Here is a 302-nt window from a genome sequence, read left to right on the forward strand (position 1 = left end):
ACATTACGCTTCGACTTGAAGATCAACAGATGCTCGCGGGCAGCATCATCACCCAAAACAACAACCTTGGAATCAAAATCAAATGAACAACGAAAAAGACAACAGCGAACTCAACATCGAAGACGACCTAAACTTCTCCGATGAGAAATTACCAGACAACTCTCTTTCTACTGATGTTGATTTGAACCTAAGCGGACTCGACACCGCAGGCAACGCCAAATCGTCCATTCAGCCCAACGACGACATCATCTTTCTTGAAATGTCGATCGAAGTAGACTGTAAGAAAATCAACCTAACTGAAC

The 302-nt window shown here is 43.4% G+C and carries 1 protein-coding gene; it reads left to right on the plus strand.

Annotated elements, in window-relative coordinates; all coding sequences use genetic code 11:
• Window positions 1-82: 82 nt before the first annotated feature.
• Window positions 83-302, plus strand: a 220-nt coding sequence (locus AB4585_RS28405; RefSeq protein WP_372172107.1) for a hypothetical protein, incomplete at its 3' end; no start/stop codon positions are given.

Source organism: Vibrio sp. 10N.222.49.C9 (assembly GCF_041474985.1).
Classification (GTDB): Bacteria; Pseudomonadota; Gammaproteobacteria; order Enterobacterales; family Vibrionaceae; genus Vibrio; species Vibrio crassostreae_C.